The organism is Lentibacillus songyuanensis (assembly GCF_039548255.1).
GTDB classification, from domain to species: domain Bacteria; phylum Bacillota; class Bacilli; order Bacillales; family Amphibacillaceae; genus Lentibacillus_C; species Lentibacillus_C songyuanensis.
The window spans coordinates 15608-36912 of sequence record NZ_JBCLVH010000033.1 but is presented as its reverse complement, the minus strand read 5'-3'; the positions used below and the strand labels follow the sequence as shown (position 1 = coordinate 36912).

22 protein-coding genes are annotated in these 21305 nt (G+C 40.9%); 5 read left to right on the top strand and 17 right to left on the bottom strand.

Going from position 1 to position 21305, the window contains the following annotated elements; translation table 11 throughout:
- Window positions 1-261 precede the first annotated feature (261 nt).
- The 8 genes from WMZ97_RS20395 to WMZ97_RS20360 all read right to left on the bottom strand — a co-directional run bounded on the left by WMZ97_RS20395 (window position 262) and on the right by WMZ97_RS20360 (window position 8363).
- The gene (locus WMZ97_RS20395) at window positions 262-825 is read right to left on the bottom strand and encodes a GbsR/MarR family transcriptional regulator (RefSeq protein ID WP_405027732.1); all 564 of its coding nucleotides are present in this window, start codon (window positions 823-825) and stop codon (window positions 262-264) included.
- A gap of 55 nt (window positions 826-880) precedes the next feature.
- Window positions 881-3847: an ATP-binding protein gene (locus WMZ97_RS20390; RefSeq protein ID WP_343273942.1), complete on the bottom strand. Its 2967-nt coding sequence runs from the start codon at window positions 3845-3847 to the stop codon at window positions 881-883.
- Complete coding sequence (locus WMZ97_RS20385) at window positions 3844-5085, bottom strand: metallophosphoesterase family protein (protein ID WP_343273941.1); 1242 nt, start codon at window positions 5083-5085, stop codon at window positions 3844-3846. The genes WMZ97_RS20390 and WMZ97_RS20385 overlap by 4 nt, the downstream gene beginning before the upstream one ends.
- Before the next feature lie 263 nt (window positions 5086-5348).
- Window positions 5349-5642, bottom strand: a complete 294-nt coding sequence (locus tag WMZ97_RS20380; RefSeq protein WP_343273940.1) for a hypothetical protein — start codon at window positions 5640-5642, stop codon at window positions 5349-5351.
- Between the two features lie 30 nt (window positions 5643-5672).
- Window positions 5673-6923, bottom strand: a complete 1251-nt coding sequence (locus WMZ97_RS20375) for an ABC transporter permease (RefSeq protein WP_343273939.1) — start codon at window positions 6921-6923, stop codon at window positions 5673-5675.
- Complete coding sequence (locus tag WMZ97_RS20370; RefSeq protein ID WP_343273938.1) at window positions 6916-7815, bottom strand: ABC transporter ATP-binding protein; 900 nt, start codon at window positions 7813-7815, stop codon at window positions 6916-6918. Before WMZ97_RS20370 ends, WMZ97_RS20375 begins: the two co-directional genes overlap by 8 nt.
- Before the next feature lie 31 nt (window positions 7816-7846).
- On the bottom strand, window positions 7847-8164 hold the full coding sequence (locus tag WMZ97_RS20365; RefSeq protein WP_343273937.1) for a DUF3796 domain-containing protein: 318 nt from the start codon (window positions 8162-8164) through the stop codon (window positions 7847-7849).
- Window positions 8157-8363, bottom strand: coding sequence for a helix-turn-helix transcriptional regulator (locus WMZ97_RS20360; protein WP_343273936.1), 207 nt, complete (start codon window positions 8361-8363; stop codon window positions 8157-8159). Before WMZ97_RS20360 ends, WMZ97_RS20365 begins: the two co-directional genes overlap by 8 nt.
- Window positions 8364-8529: 166 nt before the next feature.
- On the opposite strand from WMZ97_RS20360, the gene WMZ97_RS20355 reads away from it, so the two are divergent.
- Window positions 8530-8715: a YhzD family protein gene (locus WMZ97_RS20355; RefSeq protein ID WP_343273935.1), complete on the top strand. Its 186-nt coding sequence runs from the start codon at window positions 8530-8532 to the stop codon at window positions 8713-8715.
- Window positions 8716-9021: 306 nt separating this feature from the next.
- Here the strand turns inward: WMZ97_RS20355 and WMZ97_RS20350 are convergent, their stop codons facing one another.
- Window positions 9022-9375, bottom strand: a complete 354-nt coding sequence (locus WMZ97_RS20350; protein WP_343273934.1) for a YlbF family regulator — start codon at window positions 9373-9375, stop codon at window positions 9022-9024.
- Window positions 9376-9572: 197 nt separating this feature from the next.
- Here WMZ97_RS20350 and WMZ97_RS20345 point away from each other — a divergent pair, with 197 nt between their 5' ends.
- Complete coding sequence (locus WMZ97_RS20345) at window positions 9573-10460, top strand: PucR family transcriptional regulator (protein WP_343273933.1); 888 nt, start codon at window positions 9573-9575, stop codon at window positions 10458-10460.
- A 102-nt stretch (window positions 10461-10562) separates the two neighbouring features.
- A complete protein-coding gene (locus WMZ97_RS20340; RefSeq protein ID WP_343273932.1) occupies window positions 10563-11660 on the top strand; it encodes an ABC transporter ATP-binding protein in 1098 nt (365 codons plus the stop codon).
- A 110-nt stretch (window positions 11661-11770) separates the two neighbouring features.
- On the opposite strand, the gene WMZ97_RS20335 is transcribed toward WMZ97_RS20340, so the two are convergent.
- Together WMZ97_RS20335 and fumC are read right to left on the bottom strand one after the other, a co-directional pair.
- Window positions 11771-11971 (bottom strand): alpha/beta-type small acid-soluble spore protein, encoded by a 201-nt coding sequence (locus tag WMZ97_RS20335; protein ID WP_343273931.1) that lies wholly within the window; start codon window positions 11969-11971, stop codon window positions 11771-11773.
- 379 nt (window positions 11972-12350) lie between these two features.
- Entirely contained in the window at window positions 12351-13736 is a 1386-nt protein-coding gene (gene fumC, locus WMZ97_RS20330) for a class II fumarate hydratase (RefSeq protein ID WP_343273930.1), read from the bottom strand.
- Between the two features lie 198 nt (window positions 13737-13934).
- On the opposite strand from fumC, the gene WMZ97_RS20325 reads away from it, so the two are divergent.
- Complete coding sequence (locus WMZ97_RS20325; protein WP_343273929.1) at window positions 13935-14849, top strand: zinc dependent phospholipase C family protein; 915 nt, start codon at window positions 13935-13937, stop codon at window positions 14847-14849.
- Window positions 14850-14893: 44 nt separating this feature from the next.
- Here WMZ97_RS20325 and WMZ97_RS20320 read toward each other — a convergent pair whose 3' ends face one another.
- The 3 genes from WMZ97_RS20320 to WMZ97_RS20310 form a co-directional block, all read right to left on the bottom strand.
- Window positions 14894-16195: an MFS transporter gene (locus tag WMZ97_RS20320; RefSeq protein WP_343273948.1), complete on the bottom strand. Its 1302-nt coding sequence runs from the start codon at window positions 16193-16195 to the stop codon at window positions 14894-14896.
- A 112-nt stretch (window positions 16196-16307) separates the two neighbouring features.
- Window positions 16308-17771, bottom strand: a complete 1464-nt coding sequence (locus WMZ97_RS20315; RefSeq protein ID WP_343273928.1) for a methyl-accepting chemotaxis protein — start codon at window positions 17769-17771, stop codon at window positions 16308-16310.
- A 216-nt stretch (window positions 17772-17987) separates the two neighbouring features.
- The gene (locus tag WMZ97_RS20310; protein ID WP_343273927.1) at window positions 17988-18221 is read right to left on the bottom strand and encodes an IDEAL domain-containing protein; all 234 of its coding nucleotides are present in this window, start codon (window positions 18219-18221) and stop codon (window positions 17988-17990) included.
- A gap of 280 nt (window positions 18222-18501) precedes the next feature.
- Between WMZ97_RS20310 and WMZ97_RS20305 the strand changes: the two genes are divergently transcribed.
- Window positions 18502-19380: a cation diffusion facilitator family transporter gene (locus tag WMZ97_RS20305; RefSeq protein ID WP_343273926.1), complete on the top strand. Its 879-nt coding sequence runs from the start codon at window positions 18502-18504 to the stop codon at window positions 19378-19380.
- Window positions 19381-19429: 49 nt separating this feature from the next.
- On the opposite strand, the gene WMZ97_RS20300 is transcribed toward WMZ97_RS20305, so the two are convergent.
- The 3 genes from WMZ97_RS20300 to WMZ97_RS20290 are packed head-to-tail and all read right to left on the bottom strand — an operon-like array spanning window position 19430 to window position 21022.
- Window positions 19430-19966, bottom strand: a complete 537-nt coding sequence (locus WMZ97_RS20300) for a GNAT family N-acetyltransferase (protein ID WP_343273925.1) — start codon at window positions 19964-19966, stop codon at window positions 19430-19432.
- Between the two features lie 28 nt (window positions 19967-19994).
- Complete coding sequence (locus WMZ97_RS20295) at window positions 19995-20291, bottom strand: AzlD domain-containing protein (RefSeq protein WP_343273924.1); 297 nt, start codon at window positions 20289-20291, stop codon at window positions 19995-19997.
- Window positions 20288-21022: an AzlC family ABC transporter permease gene (locus WMZ97_RS20290; protein ID WP_343273923.1), complete on the bottom strand. Its 735-nt coding sequence runs from the start codon at window positions 21020-21022 to the stop codon at window positions 20288-20290. The genes WMZ97_RS20295 and WMZ97_RS20290 overlap by 4 nt, the downstream gene beginning before the upstream one ends.
- Window positions 21023-21305 lie beyond the last annotated feature (283 nt).

The window sequence follows — 21305 nt, the reverse complement described above, 5'->3', positions numbered from 1 at the left end:
ATCCGCCCGTAGCGATCCCGGACGGCGGCAGCGGCACTCGTATTTAAAAATCAACGTCCTTTTTACGTCGCAGTTTATACATATTTGAACGTATAAAATTTTATATGTTCCTGCTGCAAAGAAAAATCCGAACGAATACAAATTTCAGTTGTAGAAACTTGAATCGTTCGGATTTTTCTATAACCAGAACACTATTGTCCCGGCCTTGTTTCTTAACATTTCAACCAAATTCAGATATACCGGCGTTCAATTCAAACTAGTTTATTTATTCTTCGGGATATAGTTAAATATCTCCCCAGTTTCCATGACTTGAATAAATTTCATGAGCCATTTATAATAATTTTGTGCATAATGAAGCCGCTCAATATCATTGTTAATCTTCTCTTTTAATGCTTCATCATCGGTCTGTTGCACAATTGACGTTAACTCCTCAATCGTCTCATCCGCTTCTTCAATATTTGTCTCCGTGTGCTGACGCCATCTATTCCCAAACAGCGAGGTAAAAGATTTATACCAATCGTCCTCTGTTTGATATAAATCTTTACGAATCCCCCGCTTAAATGTTGATTCCACCATCTTCATTTCAGATAGTGCCCGCACGCCTGTTGACATACTTGTTTTACTCATTTCCAAAGCTTCCCGCATATCGTCCAATGTCAAGGGTTTATCAGCAAAATATAACACCCCGTACAGCCTGCCCACGGATGAAGTGATACCATATAAATTCATGTTCTTTGCAATTACTTGAATAAATTTTTCAATTGTTTCCTCATACTTTTCCCAATCCTTTGAGACCTGTTCTTCTGACAATGGATGTCCCTCCATCTGGTTATTATCTTTATACATAAGCGATTATCTGGAAATAGTTTATCATTATTTATCAAGAAATGCGAACAGTATTTTCTAAATGAACGATATTCTCGTTATAAACCGTATTTATTATCTCATTTTTACAGGTAAACAAAAGAATTTGTTGATTTTTAGTGATTTCCGCCAAAATTTTCATCATATTCTCTGAACGTAAAAGATCAAAATGAACAAATGCATCATCAATGATAAATGGCAGGCTATGCTTCTCACTCATCACTTCACTAATTGCAATCCGTAACGAGACATACAGCTGGTCAGTGGTTCCCCTTGATAATTCGCTGACCGTATACCGTGTATGATCTACTGCAAGTACCTCCATCGGCCTTTCATCTTTAGGCGCAAAAACTTGGCTATATCTATTGTTCGTTAATGCGGCAAAGTATACCGCCGTTTTCGCCATCACTTTCGCCAAATATTTATCCCGATAATCTTGTTTTGTTTCCATTAATAGCGCCTTTGCGGTTTTTAATACGGACCATTGTTGGGCAAGCTCCTCCAATTGTTCCTGCTCCATATGGAACCGATGCAGCAGTTGCGAATATAATCCGGAGTCCTCCATTCGGGCTAATTCCGCATTTAGGTCAGCTAGTTCTTGCCGTTTGGCATCCAGCGTTGCTTCCACCGCTTCGATGGCAGTTACATGCTGCTCGCGCTCTTCTTCCAGAACTTGCTCGTTTAAAGATGCATCACGTAACTTCTCCCATTCTTCCTTTGAAAAGAAAAAAGAAAGCTGCTCATTGGTTTCTGTTAGCTTTGTCTGAAGCTGATTTCTTCTCTCCGATTCACTTGCCTTTTGGAAAAATGCTTCTTCCGTATTCACATCAGCTGATTCATATAATATTCCCAATTCCTTTTGATAAACACGCATTCGCTGGTTTATCGTTTCCTGTTGGGACAGGTTAGCGGTGATCCAACTTTCATACTGTGCGATTTGTTCGTTTGTTTTCTGTTGACGATGGATAAGCTGCTTTAACTTCTCTATTTGTTCTGGAACTGTTTTACTGGTTAATTCCCACGTTTCTGCCTGAAAAAACATATGTAATTCCTGCTGAAACGTCTCCATCTGACTGTATAATTGTTTGCGTTTTTGGCATAGTTGCTTGCCTTCTGTGTACAGTTGCAATACCGATCGTAATGAATGATAAAGTGACGTCCAATAGGGTAATTCAACATCCATTAAAAACGGATAAATCTTACATTGCTGCTCCATTTGCTGATTGATTCGCTGCTGTTTTACTTCTAACATGTTCTTTCGTTCTGCTAGCGTTAAAAAGGATGCCTCATTCGCTTTCAGTTGATCCCGGATGGTTGCAAGTTCCGCCATCTGCTGGTCATTGGTTTCCAACAGAAGTTTCGCTTTCGTATACGCTTCTTGTGTTACAGTTGGAGGTGTTGCTTGCCCTTGTTGCGGCTTGAGCAGATATTCCATTTCCTTGATCGAACGTGTCAGGAAAGTCTTGGAACCAATACCAATGGCAATAATAATCAGGACTACAGGCAACATAATTTTCATGTCCAAAAAGGCTAAACCAGCGACCGGAAGCATAGCGGCGATGAAGCTCCAGATCAAGATCCGCCGTGCTGTCTTTTCCTTTTGCCGTTTGAGAAGCTGCCATTTCCCAGCGTTGTCCGAGCGATCGGTTAATTTCTTGGCATAGGTTTGATGTTGATACATGTGCACGGTATCCGTTAACTCCTGGACATAGGAATCAGTCAACACCTGGACTCTCACCTGTTCTTGCTGGGTTACCAGTTCCTCGTGCTGCCGTTTGGTCACTCGTTCCTCTTGTTCATATTGTTCCCATTCGAGCTGTATTTGATTTGTTTCGCTGACAAGTTTATTCCACGTCTCTTCCGTATGAAAAGCTAAAACAATCGAATTCAAATCATCTAGGCCCAATCCGATATTTAATTGATCCAGCAATGTCTCTTGTCGCATCTTTTTTTGCTGGTATGCCTCGTTTAGCTGTTTCAGCTCTTTTTCTGTTTCAATATAACTTTCAGATTCCTCCAGTAGCTTACTCGCTTGTTTATACAGGGTATTACTTACAAGTGATTGCGTTAACTGTTCTTGCTTTTGGCGATATGTTTGCAAGTTTTCCTGTAATACAGTTAATTCACTTTTTAGTGGTAAAAGCTGTTCTTTTACTGCATTAAAGCGTTTTATACCATCTTCCGGGAACGCAATCGCATCTGGGAATGTATGTAATTGATTCGCATAATGTTGGTATTGCTGAATAAGAGATAACGCCTGCAACTTTTTTTCACAAGCAGCAAGCAGTTGCTTTTCTTGTTGTAACACCGCTTTTTGCTGAGCGATCTCCGTTTCCAACGCTTTCACACTATCTTTGGTACCCCGATACGTCGCCTCTTTTTGTTCTGCATCTTTTAATGAGACGTGCCATTTATATAACGAGGCAAGCTGCTGATTGATCGCCGGTTTTTTTCCATAAGGTTTAAATAAGTCAGCTATTTGTGCATCCAGCCGTTTTTCAATCGACTGAATATTTTTTGACCCTGTCAACCCAATGCTCAGTAAAATATCACCAAGGTCCGCTTCCTTCATTGCACTTAAACCTGCCAAGTCCTCCGCAGAGAATGAAAAGATCGATTGATATGTCTCATACGTCATTGCATTGAGACGATCCTTCAACCATGCTTCATCCTGCACCTGTCCATCGTTCATATAACAGACTGCTGCCCCATTTTTCACCGCGTCATACCGTTCAATGGTATACTCCCCTAGCTCAGCATCGTAAAGCTGCAATCGTCCCCCCATTTTCGCCCCTGTTTTTGGTCGGAACATCTCGCGTTTTCTTGGCGGAAGACCAAATAACATAAATAAGATAAATTGATATAGTGTTGATTTACCTGATTCGTTTTCGCCATATAAACAGTTCAACCGGTCCGGGGAAAATTCGATCGTTTTGTCATACCATTTCCCAAATCCATCAATGGCAGCCCGGATAATGATCATACCGATTCACCTCCATGGTGCAAAAGCTCCTGAAGCAAATACTCCTTCGCTTTTTGTTTAATCATTTCTTCCTCGGTTGCCGATAAGCGTTTTAAATGTTTACGTGCCTCACGATGCTGATATAACTCCTTAACGAACGGCTGGATAGACGCTTGATCCGCCTGTCGAATTAATTCACCAAAAAAATGCTCTCCCTGTTTCAGCATCTCCTCCGTATGATTTACAGCCTTGTCCAGTCGATGCTGATAGATATACAACCAATTTACCCGCTCGATAAATGACTCATTCATGAGTTCAATAATATCAGTGATCATTCCTTCTGTTTCCCACTGCCTATGTTCCCCGGATGAACCTGTCAACAATAAGGAAATAAGCTGTGGTCCTGGATCCAATTTTGCAGTGAACGTATTTTGGATGACTGATTCTAATTGATGAATCTGGTGACATGCAGCGATATCGATGGCAATTGCCTCAAAGCGAATAGCTTGAAGCGGGATAAACGATGTCTTGGTTTCTTTTTCGTTCATTTCCACATAGTAGCAGCCTTTTTCACCCGATTCTTTCCGATGACGCCCCTGGATATTGCCTGGATAGATAATTGGCGGATGCTCGAATAATACAGCTCGTTTATGAATATGTCCTAATGCCCAGTAATCGACATGTTGCTCTTGCAGCTCCGACAAATAAAACGGGGCGTACTTATCATGGTCCGTGTTACTATGGACACTTCCATGCAGCATGGCGATGTGAAATGGAATTCGTTCATTATCTATCGCAAATTCCATTGCCTTATTGGTAAGAACCGCCCGATTCTGATAGCTGAACCCCGAAATGGCTGCTAGTTGCTGCCCATCTTTTTTATAGACAAATGAGCGAACCGTTTCATCTGGAAAAACAAATACGTTATCCGGATAGACAATCGGATAGCGATTCCCATTAATATAATCATGATTTCCATAGGACATGTATACCTGAATCCGGTGCCTTCGTAATTTTTCAAATACATCTCTTAATCTAACTTGCGCTTTCAGACTTTGCTGTTCATTATCAAACAAATCCCCAACAAGCAGGATAAAATCAACTTGTTTCTCAATCGCAGTCTCCGCTAATCGGTTCAGTGCGACAAACGTACTTTCTTGAATTTCTTTAAAAATAGCTTCCGGAACACGAGCCATGCCTTTAAATGGGCTGTCCAAATGAAGGTCAGCCGCATGAAGAAAGGATAATTGCTTTGGCATTTTTCCACCACCTTTCCTTTTATCTTACCAAAGGATACAATAGAATGCACGTTCGAAAAGTGATGGCTTGACGCTTCTGATGGGAAGTCGATGTTTTCACTAATTTGGTTGATGCTCCTGCCGAGAGGTCGATGTTTTCACTGATTTGGTTGATGCTCCTGATGGTAGGTCGATATTTCCGCTAATTTGGTTGATGTGCCTGTTGATGGGTCGATGTTTCCACTGATTTGGTTGATGTGCCCGCTAGTGGATCGATGTTTTCACTAATTTGGTTGATGCTCCTGCTGAGAGGTCGATGTTTTCACTGATTTGGTTGATGTGCCCGCTAGTGGGTCGATGTTTTCACTGATTTGGTTGATGTGCCCGCTAGTGGGTCGATGTTTCCGCTGATTTGGTTGATACTCCTGATGAGAGGTCGATGTTTCCACTAATTTGGTTGATGCTTCTGCTGAGAGGTCGATGTTTTCGCTAATTTGGTTGATGTGACCGCTAGTGGGTCGATGTTTCCGCTGATTTGGTTGATGCTTTTGCTCGTCAATCCAACAGAAAAGGACCACTATTACAAGCGGTCCTCCCTTTCAAATCATCTATTCTTTTTTCGATAATTTCAATGCTTTTCCCAGATCCTTAAGTGATCCTGAATTTCCATACATGAGCACTCCACCCTTGTAAATTCTGGCACCGATAATCGCCAACAGGACAATTGTTACCATTAATATGCCGATCGACAGGGCGACTTCCCATATTGGTACATCTACCATGCCAACGCGTAAAAACATTAGCATTGGACTAAAAAATGGAATATATGAACTAATTTTAACAAAACTCGACTCCGGGGCATTTAATCCAAACATAGCGATCATGAAGGCAGCAATAACTAGAAACATCATCGGCATCATTAACTGCTGCACATCTTCCGTACGGCTTACTAACGACCCAAGCATCGCTGCCAATGTCGCATATAATAAATAACCAAGCAGGAAAAAGACGACTGCATAAACAAACAGAGATAATGAAGCACCTTTTATGCCAAAGTAGTTAAAAACCTCTCCGGTCATGTCACTTTGTTTGCTGGTAACCATGATATATCCTGCACCTAAAATCACTACAAGCTGGGTTATCCCTACGAGAGCTATCCCAATAATTTTTGCAAACATCTGCGTAATAGGTGATACACTGGATACCAATAGTTCCATCACGCGGGACGATTTTTCTGTTGCCACATCCTGGGCAATCATTTGACCATACATTAATACGGTCATATATAACAAAAATAACATAACATAAACAATACCGCGCGCCTGGCTCAGCTCCTCATCCGTTTTAGCACTTTTGTCCAGTGACACCGTATGAAAGCCCACAGGAGCATAAATTTCAGCCAATTGTGCTTGATCAATCCCCGCTTGCTGCGTTGCGATTGAAATTTTAAGTTGCTGTAATTGTTCCTCAATTGTCGTTTGCTTTTCAGAATCGGTAATGGTATTGGCGTAATAGCTAGCTTCCGGTAATTGATTTTCATTGGACGATAAGCTAACCAATGCTTGATAATCTTCATTCTGGACTGCTTTTTTTCCCTCTGATTCTGAACCCTCAAAGGCTACCAGTTTGATACCTTCATCAGCATCCTCTACACCCTTTTGCAGTGGTTCAAATAGTTCTCCCGTTTCATCGATTACTGCAATTTTTCCGTTACCATCATCGGAAAATGCCTCAATAAACGTTTGGATATTCGAAATTGCAAAAATAAGTACCAAAGAAACCAGCGTTGTGATCAAGAATGACTTGGCCTTTACCCGGCTCATGTATGTGTGGGATAAAATGATCCAAAATTTATTCATACGCGTCACCTACCTTCTCAATGAAAATATCATTTAACGATGGTTCCTCGAGCTCAAATTTCCGAATAAAGCCTTTCCCCTGCAATGCACAAAAGATATCCTGCGACACGTCCTCGTTTTCAATTTGCAGGTTACAACCTTCTGTTAACGGCTTGTATTGAATAACTCCTTTGTAATCCCGCAAGAATTCCAGTGATCTGTCCGCATGAATCAACAGGTTTTTCCTGCCAAACGATCGTTTAATATCACGCAGGCGACCTTCAACGACCTGGTGGCCTTTATGCAAGATACACAAATGCTCGCATAGCTCCTCCACATGCTCCATGCGATGCGAAGAAAACACAATCGATGTCCCTTGCTCTTTTAATGCAATCACAGCTTCTTTTAACAACTCCACATTAACCGGATCGAGCCCGGAAAATGGCTCATCCAGAATCAACAGCTTTGGTTGATGAAGCACTGCCGAGATGAATTGAATCTTTTGCTGATTCCCTTTAGATAATTCCTCCACCTTTTTCTCCAGATACTCAGGCACCTTTAGCCGGTCTAACCAGCCTTTCAATTCGGTAAGTGCGCCTTGCTTTGTCATCCCGCGTAATTTCCCTAAATAAACAATTTGATCCTTTACCTTAAGCTTCGGGTATAGCCCCCGTTCTTCCGGTAAATATCCGATTAAATGGCTCTTATTATAACCAATTGAATCTCCATTCCAAGTAATCGATCCCTTTGTTGCATCCAGCAATCCAAGGATCATGCGGAATGTTGTTGTTTTTCCCGCACCGTTGCCACCGAGAAATCCGTACATCTCTTTTTCCGGAATTTCCAGTGACAATTGGTCAACTGCTGTGTGATTGCCAAATCGTTTCGTAACATCTGTCAATGTTAGTGTCATCCAACCCTCTCCTTTTCCATTTATGTTTATTTCACTGCTTGCTGTTGGCATACGCAGATGTCAGCAAAAGTGTAATATTATGAAGTATGTAAAGTGCCGTTAATAGAAAGAAACTGAAACCTATCCCGTCAAACATAATGACAATCGGCCATGCAATTAACATGATCACGAGTGTCGCATCCCAAGATCTGGCCTTTGCTTGATTCTGGATCGTGTAATAGCGTTCATCATACCGGTAGTTTTTCTTCCCGATATGACGTTGAAAGAAAAACAGCGCAATCAAAAACACATAATTCCCCAATAGTATAAGAATCACGTACGGATCTTCCAAAAACGATTGACTAAACATTTTCATCCCCCTCAAAGCGAAATAATTCCTCAATCGAACACCCAAAAACCTGGGCGAGCTTATGTGCCAAAACAAGAGAAGGCTTATACTTCCCTTTTTCCAGTGAAATGATCGTTTGTCTGGATACTTGAAGTTTTTGGGAAAGCTCATCCTGGGTCATATCCATCGCTTTTCGTTTTTCTCGAATGAACGACATCATCGCTTATCCCTGCTTCCATTTAGGTAAAGTGGACTTTACAAAGAGTATATATGGATTTGCACGTTTTGTAAAGTCCACTTGACAAAATACTTATCAAGTTTTAGCAGGATTTTTACCATGCATGTCGAATAATATAAATAAGGAAACCTCAGGAGGGATAAAGCAGATGCGAACGTATGTATTAACGGCTTTTGAAAAAAGTGGTAAAAAGTTGCTTGACGAATCATTCTCAGCAGAAAACGATGCGGAAGCAAAAAAGATCGGCCAAGCCCGACTTGAAGATGAAGGGTACAGCGAGCATACCCATCGTTGTGTATCCCCAGAAGCAAAGTTAGTGTTATTCCATCGATAAGATACTGATACCGTGTCAGATTGAGACTACTGAAAGCTACCTTCTAAACCGATTGTATGTGAAAGATCGTGAGGTTACATCGCTCAATTTAACGGTGAGTACATACTTTATCGGTGATTTTTGCAATTTAGCAATGGTTTATCACATTTATCGGCGGTTTCACCAACCTTTATCAGTGATTCACTTTTCAGTAGTCTCTCTTTGATCCAGTTCCCCACTTGGATTTACCTGGTAAGTGCTAATTTTGCATACGTCAAAAAGACCCGGAAAAGTTTCCGAGTCCTCGTATGTATTCCTGTATTCTCCTTAATTTTCTTCCGTATTTCCATAAAGCTCTTCTAAAGGCTTCGTGATAATCTGACTAACATCATTAATAACTACATTCAGGCGCTGTTCATGCTCCATCAGTTTGGAAATGGTTTCATGCTGCTGGACAAGCTCGACAATATGACGGGCCTTTTCCACTTCCTCTTCGGAAATGTCTTCACCCTGCATTTGCTTTTCCTGTAATTCCATTTGCGTATTACGAAAATTATCAAACATTTGTTTCGATGCAGGATCATTCATGACAATTTCATAGGCATCCTTTAACCCTTTGAATTCATCACTTTCCCGGATAGCCTGTTCCAAATCATACGCACTGTCGTAAATATTTGGCACGATCATTCCTCCTTCAAATTTGAACTAAACCAACTATAACAAAGGAACAATCATCTGTATACCATTTGAATAAATTGATTAAGTTGTTTTTTTGCAATGCTGTTTTATCGGCTTCTAGCATACCAGATACTTATCATACCATGCTATAATAGAGTGAACAAATTTACTTGACTACGCCTGAAAAGGGGGTATTAAATATGATTGAAACATTACAAACGATCTTCCCATCATGTACGTACAGTAACGATGCAAAAAGTGTCACAACGGCAGCTTATCAATGGTTTATTACAAAAGAAAATGAAATGATTGGCATACGAAAAGATGAATTAATGAACAGGGATCTAACATTATTATCCGCGTTTTTAACTCCTTATCATGTAAAACTGCCGGCAATGAGCCGAAATGAACAACTTTGGACGAAGCTGGTTCATAACGGAGATATCCCAGCAACCATGCATCATGTGAACAACTATCGATTCGTTTATTTTTCATTTCCCATCAATCAACTGGATCCTAGTGCATTTAAGGAAGCAATTCAAGCTATTTTCACTAGTGAAATAGCAATCCTGTGGGAAAATGATCATACCGGAATAATCGTAGAAATAGATGATAAAGGCCTTTCCTATGAGCAAATTGTCGATGTACTGATGAGTGATTTATATGTAAAAATTAAATTTTACGTTGGTGAGTACCACAAGGATTTGCAACAGGCTAAATCCTATTACAATCGGTTATTAAACGATGCTCCTGCTGCTTTTAGCTATACAAAAGATAACGTAATTTCGTACATGTATGCGATCCCTTATTTAATCGTCGATCAAGCGGACCATACTTTCCTGCAAATGCTTGCGGAAACCGTTTTAAAAGATATATTGCAGGATGCGGAAATACTGGAAACCATCGAAGCGTTTATCCAGCATAATTTAAATATTTCTGTCACAGCAAAGGTATTGTATATGCATCGAAACAGCCTCCAATACCGAATTGATAAATTTATTGAAAAGACGGGAATAGATATCCGGCAATTTCAGGCAGCCATGACCGTGAAATTAGCATTATTGGCAAAAAAACATCTGGACTTGTAAATATGCCCAAAACCGCTGGACATCTTTGGGCATGTTTCACGTATCGATTTTCCCGTAAACCTTGTACAATAAATGAAAGAGCTTACATTGGGGGAATGAAAAATGGCTGAATTACGTTTAGAGCATATTCAAAAATCATATGACAAGAAAGCAATTGCAGTCGATAACTTTAACCTACATATCCAAGATAAGGAGTTTATCGTGTTTGTCGGTCCATCTGGATGTGGAAAATCAACTACATTACGAATGATTGCCGGTCTGGAAGAAATAACTGGCGGGGAATTATACATTGATGATAGAAAAATGAATGATGTTGCCCCGAAGGATCGTGACATCGCTATGGTATTCCAAAACTATGCCCTGTATCCGCATATGAATGTATATGATAACATGGCATTCGGATTAAAACTGCGTAAGTTTAAAAAGGATGAAATTAAACAACGAGTGGAAAATGCTGCTCGAATTTTAGGGTTGGAAGCCTATTTGACTCGAAAACCAAAAGCGCTTTCCGGTGGGCAGCGGCAGCGGGTTGCGTTAGGCCGGGCGATTGTGCGTGATGCTAAAGTGTTCTTAATGGACGAACCACTGTCCAACCTGGATGCCAAGCTTCGCGTACAAATGCGGGCAGAAATCCAAAAATTGCACCAACGTCTGCAAACAACAACCATTTATGTTACCCATGACCAAACCGAAGCAATGACAATGGCAACTAGGCTTGTGGTAATGAAGGATGGTATTATTCAACAGGTTGGGGCACCCAAAGAAGTATATGACCATCCGGAAAACATGTTTGTTGGCGGATTTATCGGCTCTCCTTCCATGAACTTCCTTTCTGGGACATTAAAGGATAGTGCCTTCCAATTAGGTGAATTAAGTGTTGCCGTTCCTGAGGGGAAGATGAAATCACTACGCGAAAAAGGCTATGTGGATAAAGAAGTTATTCTTGGTATTCGTCCAGAAGATATCCATGACGAACCAGTGTTTATCGATTCTACTCCAGATACAAAGGTCACTGCCACCATTGATGTTGCCGAATTAATGGGTGCGGAATCCTATTTATATTCGAAGGTGAGTGAACAGGAGTTTGTCGCTCGTGTTGATTCCCGGTCTGATATAACTGGCGGTGAACGTGTGGATTTAGCCTTTGATATGAACAAGGTCCACTTTTTTGATAAGCAAACAGAGCAGTGCATCCGCTAAATATGTAGGAATAATCAAACTGGAAATCCGATACAAAAATAATCGAGGGATGTCTAAATTGACATCCCCCTTCATTTAGATGAGTGAGTTACTCACCAAAGCCATTGTTATTAATATTGTTGTCCATTCATTTGTTGTTGTGCAGTCGCTACAAGACGCTTCGTAATTTCCCCACCAACAGAACCGTTAGCACGAGAAGTAGTATCAGCGCCAAGGTTTACACCAAATTCAGAAGCAATCTCCGTCTTCATTTGATCAAGTGCTTGTTGTACGCCAGGTACGACTAATTGGTTTGAGTTGTTGCTAGCCATGTTTATCACCTCCTGTAATAACTATTGTCTGCACTTCGACAAAACTTATCACAGATTTACACTGGTAAATTGTGCTTGCAAAGCCAAACCTTTTTATGCCGGGACACAGTGTCTTTTATGAATTACTAAAAAATGTTTTACCGTTTAGAAGTTGATCGTTTTTTACTGCCCTGGCTCGATCAACTTATCATTCAACCCGCTTCGATATTCAACAGTTCTATAAAAAAGCTCATTCGCTAACGAATGAGCTTTTTCGATGGTAAAGAAAAATTATGGCGCTATTATGCTCGTGCCAAAACAGAGGAAATTTAGCTGGGTCTGTCGCAATGCCAAACTGACCTGTATCCTCTCGTCCGGCTCCAGCGCCTTTGTTCTATAATTATTTCGGGTAGGTCATCTCTTTTGGATTAACATATTGATCAAATTCTTCAGCAGTTAGCAATCCCAGTTTGACCGCTGTTTCTTTTAATGTTGCATTATCAGCAAATGCCTGTTTGGCGATTTTAGCAGCATTTTCATAGCCAATGTGTGGATTTAACGCGGTAACAAGCATGAGAGAATCGGTTAGATTTTTGTCGATTTGTTCATGATTTGGTTCGATTCCTTGAACACATCGCTCATCAAAGGAACGCATACTGTCCGCTAGTAACTGGCTGGATTGTAAGAAATTATAAGCAATTACCGGCTTAAATACGTTCAATTCAAAATTCCCTTGACTTGCCGCAAAGCCGATGGTTGCATCATTTCCCATCACTTGTGCCGCAACCATTGTCACCGCTTCACATTGGGTCGGATTGACTTTACCTGGCATGATTGAGCTTCCCGGCTCATTGGCTGGAATCGTTAATTCACCAATACCACAACGCGGTCCGCTGGCCAACCAGCGTACGTCATTAGCGATTTTCATTAAATCGGCTGCCAGGCCTTTTAATGCACCATGCGCATAAACGGATTCATCATGACTTGTTAATGCGTGGAATTTGTTTGGAGCAGATATAAAGTTCTTGCCGGTTTCTTCGTTAATAGCTTTACAAACCTTTTCAGAAAAATCAGGATGCGCGTTAAGACCTGTCCCAACTGCTGTTCCACCAATGGCTAATTCTTTTAGATGATGGAGACTTTCCGTGATCATGGTTTCCGATTTTTCCAGCATCCGGTGCCAACCGCTAATCTCTTGGCCTAATGTTAATGGTGTTGCATCCTGCAGATGTGTCCGGCCGATTTTAACAATATCCTGGAAGGCATCCATTTTTACCTTCAACGTATCTTTTAGCTGATGTAACGCTGGAAGCACCACATCTTCTAATTTGAGAACAGCTGCAATATGCATTGCCGTTGGATACGTATCATTGGAACTCTGTGATTTATTAACATCATCATTAGGATGCAAGGTCCACTCGCTATTTTGTTCGTTTAACCATTTGTTTCCCACATGTGCAATGACTTCATTAGCATTCATGTTCGACTGAGTACCACTTCCTGTTTGCCAAACGACTAACGGAAAATGCTCGTCCAGTTTACCAGCAACAATCTGATCTGCAGCATAAGCAATGGCCTCGGCTTTTTGCCCTTCTAATAAGCCTAGTTCACTATTTGCTTTAGCAGCACTTTTTTTCAATATCGCAAACGCACGAACAATTTCCATTGGCATTTTTTGACCGCCGATTGGAAAGTTTTGTTTACTGCGTTGTGTTTGCGCGCCCCAATATTTGTCAGCAGGTACTTGAACTTCTCCTAATGTATCCTTTTCAATACGAAAATCCATCGCTTGTTGCCTCCCCTATGTAAGCTTTCTATTCCACTATCTATTGTAGTATAGAGTTAACTGCAAGACAATTTTTTTGCAGATAACCTTGAGATTAAACGATGGAATTACAAAATCCCGCAAATTTTTCGTTCCCTTTGTAAGCATGGTCTTTTATAATAAAAGGAGAGAGAAATAAAATGAGAAGGAGCGCCTTTCATGCCTAACATTTGGACACATATCGCATTCTGTAACGATACAATAGATTCGGTTGCCGATTCAAATCTGTTTCTGGAACACAAGCATTACATGAACTTAGGAGCACAAGGGCCAGATCCATTTTTTTACTACAACTTTTGGCCATGGGTGAAAGAGGAACCAATCCACGATATCGGCACGGCATTGCATACCAAACATTGTGGTGATTTTCTCTTGAAGTTAATTACCGGAGCTGATGCATTAAATCCAGCGAGCCAAGCTTATGTCTTTGGGTTTGTCACTCATCATATTCTTGACCGCAATGCCCATCCATACATTCATTATCGTGCAGGCTATAAAGGCAATGACCATCAACGCCTGGAAGTATTGATTGACACTTTGATGATGGATCGCAAACAACTGTATACATGGAAAATGCCTGTTTACAAAGAAATTGATGTTGGACATGCGTTACGCGCAGAACTTGTCGAACTGTTATATGCAAATATTCAAACCTACTATCCGGCAATCAACCCGAAAGATGCAACATATATTCAAAAGGCCTATCGAGATATGAAATTAGCCCTGAGAATACTTGCTGACCCTCATGGATGGAAAAACAAATTACTCCGGTCACTCGTATCTGCCTATTCGCATCAGCCAATTAAATCGGACACAGACTATTTGAACCTGAACCAAACGACTTGGTATCATCCGGCAACAAAAGAACCGAGCAACCAAACGTTCCTGGAACTTTATGAAGCAGGAATTGCAGAAGCTAATAAAATCATGCCATTAGTATTGGACTATTGGCGGGGGCTTGAACCAGAAACCACCATCCAGCAAATTGCAAATCTAATCGGTGATATTTCCTATGATACCGGCAAACCATTAGCATTACAGTTGGAAAATAAATATAGTGACGCGATTGTATAATGTACAAGGCCGGGTGCTGAGGATAACCCGGCCAATGCATATAGCTACTTCGGTTTGACCACTGCTTTTTCTGCATTAATCGTATTCCGTTGTGCTTCTAGGACACCTTTGTCAATGTTCACGAACCGCAGCAGAATTATTCCAACGATAAAGAAGAAGGCGACGGAAACAATTCCCAGCCTGCTTGACCCTGTGAGCTGCCCAACCAAAGCAAACAGGAATGGACCAAAAACTGCCGAAAATTTAGACGAGATGCCGTAAAATCCGAAGAACTCGGCATGCTTATTTGCCGGTACCATGCGTCCGTATATCGAACGGCTTAATGATTGCGCACCGCCCTGAACGATTCCAACGGCGAATGCCAATAAATAAAAGTGCAATGCAGATGACATGGAATATCCTAATAGTACGATCCCAAGATATGTAAACAATGTAATATACAGTGCTCGTTTAGCCGTGATCTTCTGGGCCAGCCATCCAAAGAAAAATGTACATGGGATACCAACAAATTGTGTAATTAATAGTGCGGCGATTAATGAATTGGAATCAATCCCAATATCACGACCATAAATAGTGGCCATTTTAATAATGGTAGAAATCCCGTCATTATACATCCAAAATGCCAATAAAAAAATTAATAAGTGCTTATAATGCTTCATATCCTTAAAGGTTGTCGTTACCCTGGTAATACCTATCCTTATATACGATTGATCACGTTTAACTGCTGTCTTTTTCTCCTCTTTAATATTTCTGAATAAAGGAAGCGAGAAAAGAAACCACCAGATTCCGACACTAGCAAAAGAAACTTGACTTGCCACTGTAGCATTTGCCATGCCGAACCACTGGTATTTTAAAATCATTAGAATATTGATGGCTAGTAATACACCACCACCGATATATCCAACGGCATACCCGCCAGTTGACACTTTATCAATTGTTTCTTCATCCGTGATTTCCGGTAAAAAAGCATCGTAAAAAATATTCCCGCTTGAAAAACCGATTGTTCCAACAATGAGGAGAATCGAAGCAAATAGATAGTCACCCTCCCCTACAAACGCCAGTAAAATACTTGCAACAATACCCATATAGGCAAAGAAGCGCAGGAATTTTTTCTTTGCGGCAGAATAATCACTAATGGCGCCCAAAAACGGTGCCAAGATTGCAACAAGTAGTACGGCAATTGATTGAGAATAACCCCAATAACTAGTTGCCAGCGATTTATCAACCCCAACAGCAGCCACATCATAATAAAAAACCGGCAACACAGCTGCCATAATTGTCGTCGCAAAGGCAGAATTGCCAAAGTCATACATCATCCAGCTAATGGTTGCTTTTTTATTTTTCATCAAATGAAAACACCTCCTTTTATAACCAGCATATCAAAAAGATCTGCAAAATAGGAGTGTTTTCTAAAAATTTTTAATAGAAGCTAACAGTATCTCTGCTAATCATTATCTTTTAACCTACCTCCTCGATCGTTGCAGCAGTCTGGGTGGTTTCCTCTATAGCTGCTGTTAATTTGGTCATTCGATTTGTTTGTTCGTCTACCATCGCTTCAAGCTGCTGAATCGTTGCATTGGTTTCTTCGATTACGGATGCCAGGTGATCAACCGAGGAGTCGATTGTTTCGGTAGACGTTTGAATATTCTTTGCCTGGTTGTCGACTGCACCAAGGTATTGAGCGAAGTTCTCCAATCGTTCAGAAATCTTCGCAAAGTTCACCTTAGCCACTTTTGCCTGGCCTGTATTGTCCTGCAGCTCAACCGTTTTATCATTAACCTCTTGTCGTGCTTCTTTTGCATCATGTTCAATTGCCTCTTGATTTGCGCTAATTTGTAAAGCTGTTTGCTGGGATACCTCGGCAAGTTTACGTATTTCCCCGGCAACAACAGCAAATCCATTACCAAACTCGCCTGCATGTGCTGCTTCAATACTGGCATTTAATGCAAGCAGATTGGTTTGTTCAGCAATATCCTTTATTTTTGCTGAAAATACATTATTCTCGTGCATGCGTTCCACCAAATTATCCATCGTTGTTTGTAAAAGCTCAAACGACTGTTGAAAACCTTCCAACGCATCCGATAACGCGTCAACGGAATGTTGTCCTTTTACTGATAACGTTTTTAATTCTTTTCCATCATTTATCGTTTTAGCAAATAAGCTAATCATGTCTTCCAGGCTTCGGTTTGTATGTTCCGTAGTTGTGGAAATGGTTGCTGCAGTTTCTGCCTGTGACTGACTCGCCTTGGATATATCCTGGAATGCCGCGCGCATTTCGTTCATCGATTGAGCATTTAACGTACTGTCTTTTTCAATTATGTTCATTTGCGACCGAACGTTTTGAGCCCCATTATGTACCAATCTGACATGTTGCGTTTTAGCTTCTGATTGTTTCTCACTTTCTGTAAGCGCAACCTGTACATTCGATAATAATCGCTGTGCTACCTTTACCTGAATGACCAGCACCAGAAATACCAGGACAAAGAATACAATCGTAATCGTCATTGCCCGTAAATCAAAACCGAGCAACTCGCCCTTTGCAATCACAAAAAACGTTAATAGACCAAGACCAAGCACTCCTCCAGTTACTAGAACAGCAAGCGACAACGACATAGCTGCTACCGCAAGCAAATAGAAGGCAAACAACATATTTGTGACGTAATCAGAGCTCATAATAACGACCAAGGCTGCGGCGGTTAAACAAATGACTGCAATATATGGGATAAGTGTTGCATACATTTTTTTATACTGAAAAAACGCGAGCCCAGCAACAGTAATTCCCCCTCCAATTCCAAGGGTGATTAAATTAGCTTTCGGTGCACCAACAATGAATTCAGCACCAACACCTAAAAATATTGAAAATAACAACACATAAACCATGACACGATTTTGCCGATACAAAATCCGCCTGTTCTCGTTCATACCCGCTTCCCCCTATGTTTCCTTTCACTTTCTTATGTTGATGTACTTACACTTAGAAGTGAAAGTTTTAAAATTCATTAACGTGTGGTTAAAAAGAACTAGATTTCGCCTTAAAAAAAGCTTCACCTTTACATGGGTGAAGCCTTTTCGTCCAGCTGCTTGGCAGGGCGAACAGTCATACATCGCTATAGTGGCCTTACCAGCATTTATTCCAATTTATTCCCAAATGAAGTGCTTATATTCCTTGCTTAATCGCAAAAACGCTTCTTTATTCCCATTGTCGATCGCTTGATTAATCGCTGCTTCCAGACGTGTTTTCTTCCAGGTAAAGCATAATTCATCCAGCAACATTCGTGATGTTAGCTTCATTTCATACGGTATTTCCCGCTTCGCCTGCAGAACCTTGCCATTGTATCGATAATAATGATACACCAACTTTTGCTTTTTCATGGAACACATCCTCCTTGTTCCTTTTTTCCATTATCCTAAATCTTAAGAATAATTGCAAGTAAAACAAGAGAATTTATACCTATACCTACAAATATTTACTTCATGAAACATAATTTGCATGTTTCAATACATATAACCACATGCTTGAATGTTTCTCTAGACCCACCATATACTACTTTGGTAGACTGTTGAAGGACAATAGATACGAAAGGCAAACTTATGATTACAAAATAGTGCCTGATGCAACAAGACACCGCAAGTCAAATGGAGGCTATAGAAAATGAATCACGCAAATGATCTGAAAAAAGGAGAAAAAGGTGCTTGGATTAGTATTTGTGCATATCTTTTTTTGGCTGCTGTAAAATTGTTCATGGCCTATATTGGTGATTCCGATGCATTACGTGCTGATGGGTTGAACAACTCAACCGATGTCGTCGCTTCCATCGCCATCCTTGTCGGATTAAAAATATCCAGAAAGCCACCAGACAAGGATCACCACTATGGGCATTACCGTGCCGAAACCATCGCAGCCTTATTCGCGGCCTTTATCATGATTACCGTTGGCTTGCAGGTTATTTATGAGACGTTCCAAAAATTAATAGCTGGGCAAACATCGCAGCCTAACATGCTTACGGCTTGGACGGCAATTGGTGCAGCATTAATCATGTTTATTGTTTATTATTATAATAAACAGCTTGCTCAAAAAGTACAGAGTTCGTCCCTGTATGCAGCAGCACAAGATAACCGCTCCGATGCCCTGGTTAGTGTTGGCGCATTTGTTGGTATCATTGGCGCACAAATCGGGTTATATTGGCTGGACCCGCTAGCCGGATTTATCGTTGGGCTGATGATCTGTAAAACTGCATGGGATATTTTCAAAGACGCCACACTGACATTGACCGACGGATTTGATGAAAGGCAGTTGCAGAAGATCAAAACAAGCATTGCTAACGTCTCCGAGGTAAAAGAAGTATACGATGTAAAGGGAAGATTTCACGGAAGTCAAGCGTTTATCGAAATCACAATTTTGGTCGATCCAGATCTGAATGTGGTAGAAAGTCATCATATCACCGAGCGGATCGAACGATTTTTGGCCCAAAAACATAATATTCCCTATGCGCATATTCATATTGAACCATATCCGAAACAGCGAAAATAAACATACTGTTACACCCAGTCCAGGGGTAACAGTATGTTTTTATGCGTCATCATTTATTCAATTTTGTCAAAAGCGTATCAAGGTCCTCCCAACCATAGGCGGTTTCCTGATACGTCCCCTCGCCAATCGTTGTTTCTTCCTTACCAACCGGTTTTGCTGCGTATTTTTCGTAAAATCGGCTGGAAGGATTTTGCGTTAATACCCAGACAAGCAATGATTGGTATCCGTACTGCTTAATTTCTTCCACAAGCGCCTTTAGCAGCATACTGCCTAATCCTTTACGCTGGTATTCGGGCAGAAGATAAATCGTATAAATTTCTCCGTCATATTGAAACCGTCTTGTTCGTTCAGGCCCTCCCGAAATAAAGCCAATAACTTGTTTCGCTTTATCCATTAACACAAACGTCCACTGTTGTTTCTTTTGCATGCGGAGTACAGTCTGCCAAAGGATTTTTCGATTTTCAAAGGTGGTATTGGACAGGTCCTTTTCATCGACCAGATCTGTATAAATATTTTTCCAGCTTTTTACGTGAATGGTTGCAATAACTTCCGCGTCTGTATAAACTGCTTTTCGAATGGAATACATATGAAATCCGCTCCCCCAAACAAAACCTTTATATAACTGTTATCAAAAAAACGGTAAGAATAGCACCTAATACAACCAGGATGACGTTTAATCCGATAAACGCCAGAATAATTGCAACAACCCCGCCAATGATTCCGATGTGTGGCTCCCCCGCCTTGACCGACATGATTCCCGGAAATATTAATGCCCCAAGTGCCGCAAATGGAATCGCATTTAACCAACGATTTGCCCAGTTAGGAAAATGAATTTTATCAACAATATAAGCCGGAATTATCCGGGGAATCATGGTGGCAAGTGACATTCCAATAATAATGGCAATAATCATGCTTCCTTGGCCTCCTTCAGCAAAAAAACACCACTTAACCCGCCGAGAACAGTTCCGATCACAATTGCCCATCCATCACTCATAAATTGGCTGCATAACAAGTTAATCAACATAGCAATAATGGCGATACATCCAACACGAATTTCTTTTTTTACGGAGGGAACCAGCAGCCCAATAAACATAGCATAGAGAGCAATTCCCATACTTTGACTAAGGGTTTCAGGAATGATCTCTCCCAACACTCCCCCAAGCAATGAACCCACAACCCATGAAGAATATGCAGTTAGCATCAGGGCACCGTAAAAGCAGGCTCCCTTCTCTTCCTTTGCCTCCTGTGTATGTAAGGATGATACGGCAAATGTTTCATCTGTCAGCCCTAATGATAAAGGAACCTTCCAGTTTAGTCCAATTTCGCGAAATCGATTCATAAACGATAAACTCATCACAAATTGGCGAAAGTTGAGCACAAATGTTGCAACAATAATCTCTATCGCTCCTGAACCAACCGCAATCATGTTAGCTCCCATAAATTGACTGGCCCCGGCAAATACAAGCACACTCATCATCGTTAATTCGATAAGTGTCAACCCTGCTTGCTTGGCCAATACTCCATATGTGAGCGCAATTGGCAGATACCCAAGCATAATTGGAAAGCCAACCGCCACTCCTCGTCGAATCATGCGCATTGACTGGGAAGCAGCCTCCTGTTTGTTCATCGCGTTTGTCGCCATTTTCTCTATCTCCTTAGCATTTGAAAATTTACGCTATTATACCTGATTTATGCTAATTAAAAAAGTAATTGGTCTAAAAAGTGATATTGACAGTGAACGGTTGACGATGTATATTCGACATAGAATAATACGATTAGCCGAGAATGAAAAATAGAATCTTTCTGAGCAGTAATAGAGATGAGGCGGCTGGTGAAAGCCTCAGCAGGCCTGATTTAAAATACACATTCAGTTAAACCGAATCATTTGTGCGACTAAGTGGATGACAACAATCATCAAGCAGGGT

Bases quoted from the DNA above. Each gene is read 5' to 3' on its own strand.
- WMZ97_RS20395 (WP_405027732.1), bottom strand. From the start codon at position 825: ATGGAGGGACATCCATTGTCAGAAGAACAGGTCTCAAAGGATTGGGAA.
- WMZ97_RS20390 (WP_343273942.1), bottom strand. From the start codon at position 3,847: ATGATCATTATCCGGGCTGCCATTGATGGATTTGGGAAATGGTATGAC.
- WMZ97_RS20385 (WP_343273941.1), bottom strand. From the start codon at position 5,085: ATGCCAAAGCAATTATCCTTTCTTCATGCGGCTGACCTTCATTTGGAC.
- WMZ97_RS20375 (WP_343273939.1), bottom strand. From the start codon at position 6,923: ATGAATAAATTTTGGATCATTTTATCCCACACATACATGAGCCGGGTA.
- WMZ97_RS20370 (WP_343273938.1), bottom strand. From the start codon at position 7,815: ATGACACTAACATTGACAGATGTTACGAAACGATTTGGCAATCACACA.
- WMZ97_RS20365 (WP_343273937.1), bottom strand. From the start codon at position 8,164: ATGTTTAGTCAATCGTTTTTGGAAGATCCGTACGTGATTCTTATACTA.
- WMZ97_RS20360 (WP_343273936.1), bottom strand. From the start codon at position 8,363: ATGATGTCGTTCATTCGAGAAAAACGAAAAGCGATGGATATGACCCAG.
- WMZ97_RS20355 (WP_343273935.1), top strand. From the start codon at position 8,530: ATGCGAACGTATGTATTAACGGCTTTTGAAAAAAGTGGTAAAAAGTTG.
- WMZ97_RS20345 (WP_343273933.1), top strand. From the start codon at position 9,573: ATGATTGAAACATTACAAACGATCTTCCCATCATGTACGTACAGTAAC.
- WMZ97_RS20340 (WP_343273932.1), top strand. From the start codon at position 10,563: ATGGCTGAATTACGTTTAGAGCATATTCAAAAATCATATGACAAGAAA.
- WMZ97_RS20335 (WP_343273931.1), bottom strand. From the start codon at position 11,971: ATGGCTAGCAACAACTCAAACCAATTAGTCGTACCTGGCGTACAACAA.
- fumC (WP_343273930.1), bottom strand. From the start codon at position 13,736: ATGGATTTTCGTATTGAAAAGGATACATTAGGAGAAGTTCAAGTACCT.
- WMZ97_RS20325 (WP_343273929.1), top strand. From the start codon at position 13,935: ATGCCTAACATTTGGACACATATCGCATTCTGTAACGATACAATAGAT.
- WMZ97_RS20320 (WP_343273948.1), bottom strand. From the start codon at position 16,195: ATGAAAAATAAAAAAGCAACCATTAGCTGGATGATGTATGACTTTGGC.
- WMZ97_RS20315 (WP_343273928.1), bottom strand. From the start codon at position 17,771: ATGAACGAGAACAGGCGGATTTTGTATCGGCAAAATCGTGTCATGGTT.
- WMZ97_RS20310 (WP_343273927.1), bottom strand. From the start codon at position 18,221: ATGAAAAAGCAAAAGTTGGTGTATCATTATTATCGATACAATGGCAAG.
- WMZ97_RS20305 (WP_343273926.1), top strand. From the start codon at position 18,502: ATGAATCACGCAAATGATCTGAAAAAAGGAGAAAAAGGTGCTTGGATT.
- WMZ97_RS20300 (WP_343273925.1), bottom strand. From the start codon at position 19,966: ATGTATTCCATTCGAAAAGCAGTTTATACAGACGCGGAAGTTATTGCA.
- WMZ97_RS20295 (WP_343273924.1), bottom strand. From the start codon at position 20,291: ATGATTATTGCCATTATTATTGGAATGTCACTTGCCACCATGATTCCC.
- WMZ97_RS20290 (WP_343273923.1), bottom strand. From the start codon at position 21,022: ATGGCGACAAACGCGATGAACAAACAGGAGGCTGCTTCCCAGTCAATG.